This is a genomic window from Paraburkholderia sp. CNPSo 3274, from assembly GCF_024206475.1.
Taxonomy (GTDB): Bacteria; Pseudomonadota; Gammaproteobacteria; order Burkholderiales; family Burkholderiaceae; genus Paraburkholderia.
This window is the reverse complement of sequence record NZ_JAMBPR010000052.1, coordinates 56,553-62,979: the sequence shown is the minus strand read 5'-3', so window position 1 is coordinate 62,979 and position 6,427 is coordinate 56,553. Positions and strand designations below refer to the sequence as shown.

Genomic DNA, 6,427 nt, shown 5'->3' with positions numbered 1-6,427 from the left:
TACGCAAGATCGTCAAGACGCGTGGGCACTTCCCGACGGACGAGGCCGCGACCAAACTGCTCTGGCTGGCCTTGCGCAATATCACGGCTGACTGGAGCCGTGCCGCGCATGACTGGAAAGCCGCGATGAACCAGTTCGCGATCCTCTACGAGGATCGCTTCACCAGAAATCATTTGTAGAATGCAATTGATGAGCCTGCCAGACGGCAGGCTTTTATCTGCCTTGCACACAAAAATTCAGACACTCCCATGGGGAATCGCCCAGGACCCGCCCGAGCTTCCCGCGGTATGTACGCGCGTTTATCAGATCGAGGATAACGGCCAGGATAGCCGAGGTGATGCTCGTCTCGCCAAACAAAAGCTCAATGACTGAAGCTGACTGAGGGCGACTGAGAAAATAAACGAATAAATGTTGTGCCAACACGAGGCCGTATCCACTTCCTGTGCGGGCGGCCTCGATTAATAAGAGAGTAAAAACGAGAAAAACATGAGAGTACGTCCTTATCAATTCCGGGGAAAACGCGCCTTGCTGATCGCTGCAATGGCAGGCGTCGCTTCATTTGCAATTTGCGAGTCTTCTGCACAGGCCGCCTTGGGCGGGAGGCTCGACTCACTTCAAATCGAAGCGTCCGCGCTCAGAGGGCAATTGACCTCGACGTCATCGACTTCGACCTACACCACCCAGGTCATCACGCTGCCCACCGGCACGACGGTACGCGAATACGCGAATGCAGCCGGGCAGGTCTTCGCCGTGTCCTGGAGCGGGCCGCGCCCGCCGGACCTTTCGCAATTGTTCGGTACTTACTTCTCCGAATACAAGGCCGCGCTGCAGTCGCCGACCCACGCTGACCTGCATCGACACGTAGCGGTCGAGTCGGCGCAGATGAGATATGTGGGAGGCGGCCGGATGAACAATATGCGAGGCACGGCCTGGTTGCCGGCTGCGGTTCCGACGGGTGTCACGCCGGAGGACCTGAAATGAGCTCGATTCGTAACGCATTTTGGGTAATGGTGGTCTGTGTCGTGCTGGCCGCGTGCGGTGGCGGTGGCGGTAGCAGCGGTAACGGTGGCCAGACCGCGCAATCGAGCACACCGAATTCGGGCACGGGCAACGGTGGGAACTCGAGCGACCCTTCGCTGGGCACCGGTAACGTCCTGCCGATTCGAGTGGACACCACATTGGCGCCTGGCGGTAGCGGCTATGCGCCCAATCTCCCGGTGGCCACGGTGACGGTGTGCCTCCACGGCACCACGCAATGTACGGTCGTGAGTGACGTCATCGTGGACACCGGTTCGGTCGGGCTGCGCCTTACGGCCTCGGCGCTTGGCGCCCTGGCCAGCTCGCTTCCCGAGCAAAAGGACGGCAGCGGGAATGTCCTTGGCGAGTGCTATCCGTTCGTGGACGGCCGATATTTCTGGGGGCCGGTGGCTACTGCCGATATCAAGCTGGCTGGCGAAGTTGCCAGCAACGTGCCGATGATGATTGACGGTACGCCGGGCGGATTTCCTGCTGCACCCAGCGCCTGTGGCGTCACTCTCGCGGACTCGCCGTCAGTCATTGGCGCAAACGGGATTCTGGGCGTTGCGAATCTCGTGGAGGATTGCCCGGGCTGCACGAGCAATGCGTCGAACGGCTATTACTATTCCTGTAACACGACGACCGGAGCCTGCACGTCGACGGCAGTGACCGCGTCGGCCCAGACGCAGAATCCGGTGGCACTCTTCCCGCAGGACAACAACGGCGTCATCGTCGAGTTGCCCGCCATTTCGGCAGCGGGACAGGCGTCCGTCGATGGTTCGCTCGTCTTCGGGATAGGAACGCAATCGAACAACACGTTCAGCGCGACGTCGGTGCTGGGCTATGACGCGAGCCTGTTCATCTCCACCAGGTACAACGGGCAGGTGTTGGCCGAGTCATACGTCGACAGTGGATCCAACGGCCTGTTTTTCGTCGACAGTTCGATTAACCAGTGTGCCGGGGGGACCGGGTGGTACTGCCCGACGGCCACCACGGCGTTGACGGCGACAGCCTTTGGCAACGCGGGAGCCACGACGCCCGTGACCATGTCCTTCATGGTCGCCAACGAAAACACGCTTGCGAGTACACGCGCCTCGGCTTTCAACAATCTCGCGGCGACGGGAATCAGCAGCACGTTCGACTGGGGCTTGCCGTTCTTCTTCGGGCGCAACGTCTACTTCGCGATTGCGGGCAGGACGGCGCCTGGCGGGACCGCGCCTTACGTCGCGTTCTAATGGCTGATTGACCGCGTACATTCCCGACGCGGCAAAAGGGCGATCACGCTGTTGATGCGAGATCGCCCTTTGTTTTTTGGGCTTGCTAGCGCGCCAGCCGCTCCCGAAGAAACTCAATGAAGCGCTGCGTTTTGGCCGGCAGCAGACGCGTTTCCGTAATGGCGTAGACCGAAGTGGGCGTGCCATGCCACTGCGGCAGAATCCGGCGCAACGTTCCACTGGCCACCTCGTCTGCCACGACTTCTTCCGGCAACAGCACGATGCCCATATCGAGCGCGGCGAGGCGTCGGATCATGCCGACGCTGTTGAGCGTGAATCGTCCGCCCACCTTCACGGTGCTCGTGCGCTTTGCGTCGTGCAAGGTCCACGTGTCAGCCTTCAGGATGACCAGGCATTCGTGCTGTTCCAGGTCGCCCGGTTTGCCTGGCTCGCCAGCCCGCTCGAGATAGCCCGGCGAGGCATAGAGGTATGGCGTGAGCGACGCCAGCGGACGCGCGATGAGTTGCGAGCTTTCGGACTCCCCGATGCGAATCGCCACATCGAACGGGTCGCTCACCAGATCGACACGCCGCGGATTCAGTTCGAAATCGAAGGAGATGGCCGGGTACAGGCGGGCGAATTCAGCGATCAAGGGCGCGAGGTAGGTGACGGCGAAATCGACCGGGAACGAGGCCCGTAGCACGCCGCTCGGCTGCGCGACCATGTCGCCTAGCTGCTCGTGCGCGAGGCGGGCTTCATCGACAATGCGCTTGCAGCGCTCGAAGTAGATCTGGCCCGCTTCGGTCAACTCGATCTTGCGCGTCGTGCGATGCAGCAGGCGCAGTCCGATTGCTTTTTCCAGGCCGCTGATGCGGCGTGAAATGGTGGAGTTCGGCATCCCTATCGCGTCTGCGGCGCTGCGAAACCCCCTGGCTTTGACGACCTCCACGAACAAGGCCATGTCGTTCAGTAGTTCCACCTTGACTGCTCCATCAACGGATCAATGATATCCAAATTACCATATTTATCCCAATCGTGAAGCAGGCGATGATGCACCCATCCAAACCAGTCGAGGTGATCATCATGAGCAAGCTTTTCAATTCCGTGCGCGTCGGGCGTTATACGCTGCCAAACCGTCTGGTCATGGCGCCCATGACCCGCTCGCGCGCGCTGGCCGACGGCACGCCCGGAGAACTGGCCGCCGAGTATTACGCCCAGCGTGCGAGCGTCGGATTGATCGTCTCCGAAGGTACGCAGCCTTCGGAAGATGGACAGGGCTACCTCACCACCCCCGGCATTTATAGCGATGCGCATGTCGCCGGGTGGAAAAAGGTCACATCGGCCGTGCATGCGAGAGGCGGCCATCTCTTCATTCAGCTCATGCACGCCGGCCGCATGTCGCATCCCGACAATACGCGGCACCACCGCGTGGGTGTCGCGCCTTCCGCCATTGCGCCGGGCACGGCCATGTTCACGGCCAGCGGCATGCAGGACATTCCCGTGCCGCGTGCCCTGAGTACCGAGGAAATCCGCCGCACCGTCCTGGATTTCCGCGCCGCCGCCCGCCGCGCGGTCGATGCCGGCGCGGACGGTGTCGAAATCCACGGCGCGAATGCCTATCTGGTTCAGCAGTTCTTCGCGCCGAGCGCCAATATGCGCACCGACGAATACGGCGGCTCGATTGAAAACCGCGCACGCTTTGCGCTTGAAGTCGCGGCCGCCATTGCCGGGGAAATCGGCGCGGACCGCACGGCCATCCGGCTTTCGCCTGGCGCGACGCTGTGGGGCATCGACGAAGGCGCGCAAGGCCCCGATCTTTACCACTATCTGGTGGCCGAACTCGACAAGCTGGGGCTCGCCTATCTGCACATCGCGCATCAGGGCGACGAGGCGCTGCTGGGCGACATTCGCAAGCTGTGGAAGGGCGCGTTGATCGTGAACCGGGCAGGCCGCCCGCGCGAACAGATTGGCGACGATGTGGCGACGGGGCTGGCGGATCTGGAGTCCTACGGTCAGATGGTGCTGGCGAATCCGGATTTCGTCACCCGCCTGCAGCGCAACGCGGCGATGAACGCGGCGGAACGCAACGGCTTCTTTGGGGGCGCCGCGCAAGGCTATACGGACTATCCCAGCTTGAGCGAAGTGGCTGGCGCCTGACGGGACGAGCAGGTGCGGGGCGTGCGTTCCATTCGCCGCGTCAATGCGAAGCCGTCTGCCCAGCGCGGTTTCGCGTGGCTCACGCGAGAGGCCCCGCGAGGGCGCGCCGATACCACGCATGGAAATGGCGCATGCCGTCTTCGAGCGGCGACTGATACGGCCCGGCGTCGCTGATGCCGCGCCTGTGGAGGCGCAGGCGTCCCGCGTCCATGCGCTCGGCGATCTCGTCGTCCTCGATCATCGTCTCCAGATACGCAGCGCGCTGGGCGTCGATGAACTCGCGCTCGAATGCCGCGATCTCTTCAGGGTAGTAGAACTCCACCACGTTGAGCGTTTCCTGCGGGCTCTTCGGATACAGCGTCGAGACCACGAGCACGTGCGGGTATAGCTCGATCATCTGCGTGGGGAAATACGCGAGCCAGATGGCGCCGAACTCGGGCGCCGCGCCGCCGCGATAATCGAGCAATCTATCGTGCCACGCGCGATAGATTTCCGAACCCGGCTGCGCAAGCGCGGCGTGCACGCCCACGCGCTGCATGCTGTACGTCTCGGCGAATTCCCAGTCGAGCGTTTCGCAGGTTACGAAGCGCCCGAGCCCTGGATGGAATGGCGCGACGTGATAGTCCTCCAGATAGACTTCGATGAAAGTTTTCCAGTTGTACCGGCAGGTATGCGTTTCGACGTGATCGAGCACGTACTCGGAGAAGTCGAACTCCGGTCGGGCGAACACGCGCGCCATGTCGCGCGCGGGCTCGCGAGGTCCTTCATAGAGCAGCCCATGGCAATTTCGCAGTTCGAAACGTTCGAGATTGCGGCACGGCTTGCGCTCGAACTCGGGCGCGCCGATCAGTTCGCCGCCAGGAGCGTACGTCCAGCGATGCAATGGACACACGATGTTGCCGCCGCTCGCGGCGAGATTGCCTTGCGCGGGGGCACCGCCGGTCGCAGCGACGTTGCCAGCCATGCCGCCCAGCATGAGCGCCTGGCGATGGCGGCAGACGTTCGAGAGCAATTGCACGCCGCTCTCGCCGCGCACCAGCACGCGGCCGCCTTCATCCTGCGGCAGGTGCCGCCAGTCGCCGCGCTCGGGCACCGACTGTTCGTGGCCCACGTATAGCGCCGAGTGCGCGAAGATACGCGCCATCTCGCGCTCGAACAGCGCCTCGTCGAAATAGGCGCTCGCGGGCAATTGCCCGTGCGCTTCCTCCGTATCGGGCGGCAGCGCGAGATGCGCGAGGTCACTGATATCGTTCATCGGTCGGGTTCATCCTGTTTCGTGTTGCGCGTTCAGGCGCACGATGCGTTCATGCTTTGCGAGCCGCGGGCAGGTGCTGCAGAGTCCGCCGTCGCGGCGGCGATAGTGGTAGCAGCAGGTGCGACGCTCCAGCGCGAGCGCGCTTGCGCCGTTCGTGCGCGAGAACGGGAAATAGCCTGAGTAGCCTTGCAGGCCGAGCGCCGCGAGCCATTGCCGGCCGTGCGCCTCGACCTGTGCGTCACTCCATGCGGGCTGCGCCTTGCGCGCCGCAAGCAGTGCGGCGAGCACCACGTCGGCTTGCGTGCCGCGCGCCGATGCTGGATTCAGACGGATCACCGGCATCAACTCGTCGTCCATCTGCTCGCAACACGAGAGGATTTCGCGTGCGGCGTGCGTGATCAGCGCGTGCGTGTCGCCCTGCGCCGGTTCGTGATCGCGTATGCGGACCTCGCGGGTCCAGCCCTCGGCAATGGGCTGCGCGATGTCCGCCAGCGACAGGGACACGCCAGCCGCATGCACCCCGATCACGCTCAAGTAGAGCGGTTGCCAGATCAGGATGCCCCAGCAGCGCGACGACCAGTAGGGGCGGCCCGCTTCGGGGTAGGTGCGCGACCAGAAGGTAAAGAGCGCATCGAGCGCAGCGCGATTGGTTTCGCTGTTGGGCGGTGCAGGGCGCGTATGCACGATGCCTTGTGCGGGTCGCGCGGCTACCACGCCCTGCAACCCCGGTACGAGCCGCGCGGCGAGATGCAGCATGTCGTCGAGCGCGCGGTTTGCGGCCATG

Annotated in this window: 6 protein-coding genes and 1 pseudogene; 4 read left to right on the top strand and 3 right to left on the bottom strand. The window is 63.3% G+C overall.

Annotation, left to right across the window (positions count from 1 at the left end):
* The 3 genes and pseudogenes from M3I54_RS29745 to M3I54_RS29735 form a co-directional block, all read left to right on the top strand.
* Positions 1 to 179, top strand: a pseudogene (locus M3I54_RS29745) (IS256 family transposase); the annotation flags it as partial.
* Between the two features lie 307 nt (positions 180 to 486).
* Entirely contained in the window at positions 487 to 981 is a 495-nt protein-coding gene (locus M3I54_RS29740) for a DUF2844 domain-containing protein (RefSeq protein ID WP_254342282.1), read from the top strand.
* Positions 978 to 2,252: a DUF3443 family protein gene (locus M3I54_RS29735; protein WP_254342280.1), complete on the top strand. Its 1,275-nt coding sequence runs from the start codon at positions 978 to 980 to the stop codon at positions 2,250 to 2,252. The genes M3I54_RS29740 and M3I54_RS29735 overlap by 4 nt, the downstream gene beginning before the upstream one ends.
* 85 nt (positions 2,253 to 2,337) lie before the next feature.
* On the opposite strand, the gene M3I54_RS29730 is transcribed toward M3I54_RS29735, so the two are convergent.
* On the bottom strand, positions 2,338 to 3,210 hold the full coding sequence (locus M3I54_RS29730; protein ID WP_254342278.1) for a LysR family transcriptional regulator: 873 nt from the start codon (positions 3,208 to 3,210) through the stop codon (positions 2,338 to 2,340).
* A 104-nt stretch (positions 3,211 to 3,314) separates the two neighbouring features.
* Between M3I54_RS29730 and M3I54_RS29725 the strand changes: the two genes are divergently transcribed.
* On the top strand, positions 3,315 to 4,388 hold the full coding sequence (locus tag M3I54_RS29725) for an alkene reductase (protein ID WP_254342275.1): 1,074 nt from the start codon (positions 3,315 to 3,317) through the stop codon (positions 4,386 to 4,388).
* A gap of 79 nt (positions 4,389 to 4,467) precedes the next feature.
* Here M3I54_RS29725 and M3I54_RS29720 read toward each other — a convergent pair whose 3' ends face one another.
* The gene (locus M3I54_RS29720; protein ID WP_254342273.1) at positions 4,468 to 5,643 is read right to left on the bottom strand and encodes an aromatic ring-hydroxylating dioxygenase subunit alpha; all 1,176 of its coding nucleotides are present in this window, start codon (positions 5,641 to 5,643) and stop codon (positions 4,468 to 4,470) included.
* Positions 5,644 to 5,652: 9 nt separating this feature from the next.
* Entirely contained in the window at positions 5,653 to 6,426 is a 774-nt protein-coding gene (locus M3I54_RS29715; RefSeq protein ID WP_254342271.1) for a siderophore ferric iron reductase, read from the bottom strand.
* Position 6,427: the final 1 nt, after the last annotated feature.